Source organism: Ochrobactrum sp. C6C9 (genome assembly GCF_022627935.1).
Classification (GTDB): Bacteria; Pseudomonadota; Alphaproteobacteria; order Rhizobiales; family Rhizobiaceae; genus Brucella; species Brucella teleogrylli.
In genome coordinates this window covers 1-1,273 of the sequence record NZ_JABXGB010000088.1, presented here as the reverse complement: position 1 = coordinate 1,273, position 1,273 = coordinate 1, and the positions used below count along the sequence as shown (strand labels likewise).

The following is a 1,273-nucleotide window of genomic DNA, read 5'->3' as shown; positions in this document are numbered from 1 at the left end:
GTGACGTTGCCCCGTTGAAATAATCCATTTTGAAGTAAGCTCTGGCCCATTGAGAGGACCAGAGAATGAAGCGCAACCGTTTTACAGACGAACAGATCATCGGCATTCTGAAGGAGCACGAGGCGGGCACGCCTGTCGCGGAGCTTTGTCGCAAGCACGGCGTCAGCGATGCGAGTATCTATAAATGGAAAGCCAAGTTCGGCGGCATGGACGTATCCGAGGCCAAGCGGTTGAAGACGCTGGAAGACGAAAACACGAAGCTGAAGCGGCTCCTGGCAGATGCGATGCTCGACAACGCCGCTTTGAAAGACCTTTTGGGAAAGAAGTGGTGACGCCCGCAGCAAGGCGGAAAGCTGTCGCTCATCTGATGGATCACCACCAGATGAGCGAACGGCGGGCGTGTAAAGCCATGGGTTTTTGCCGTATGACGATCCGTTACGAAACCAGGCGCAGCGATGACCATGACCTTCGCGAGCGGATGAAGGAGCTGGCGCATGAACGTCGCCGCTTTGGATATAGACGTCTTCAAGTGCTACTCAGGCGTGAGGGTTACCTTGTGAACCACAAGCGGCTCTTCCGGCTCTATCGGGAGGAGAAGCTGACGGTACGCAAGCGTGGCGGGCGTAAGCGGGCGATAGGCACCCGAGCGCCGATGTTGATCCCGACGGCTGCCAATGTTCGCTGGTCGCTGGACTTCGTGTCAGATCAGCTCACCGATGGCCGCAGGTTCCGGGTGCTTACGGTCGTCGATGATTGCACAAGAGAATGCCTGACTCTTGTCGCCGATACGTCCCTTTCCGGCTTGCGGGTTGCCCGTGAGTTGGACCGGATCATCGAAAGACGTGGCAAGCCGAAGATGATCGTCAGTGACAACGGCAGTGAGTTCACCAGTAACGCAATCCTGCATTGGGCGGATCGAACCAAAGTGGAATGGCACTATATAGCGCCTGGCAAACCGATCCAGAACGCCTTCATCGAAAGCTTCAATGGACGGCTACGAGACGAGCTCCTGAATGAAACGCTCTTCTCGTCACTGACCCATGCACGATCAGCGCTTTTAAACTGGCGCAGCGATTACAACGATCATCGACCACACTCTGGACTCGGCTGGATGACGCCTGCCGAGTTCGCTCAGACAATCAACCCGCGACGTGATGCGGTGCTGCGTAGCCGGAACGGCTCTGCACCGCAACCCGCCCCTACCGCCCCGAATACAGCAACCCAAAACCGCTGGAGCGAACTCAAAACTGGATAAAACTTGGGGGCAACGTCA

Annotated in this window: 1 protein-coding gene; it reads left to right on the top strand. The window is 56.6% G+C overall.

Annotated features, from left to right (window positions below; all coding sequences use genetic code 11):
- Positions 1-65 precede the first annotated feature (65 nt).
- Positions 66-1,255, top strand: a protein-coding gene (locus HWD97_RS24155; protein ID WP_371835796.1) for an IS3 family transposase whose coding sequence is annotated in 2 segments (ribosomal slippage) — positions 66-315 and positions 315-1,255 — 1,191 coding nt in all. Because the reading frame shifts where the segments join, the coding sequence is not laid out codon by codon here.
- Positions 1,256-1,273: the final 18 nt, after the last annotated feature.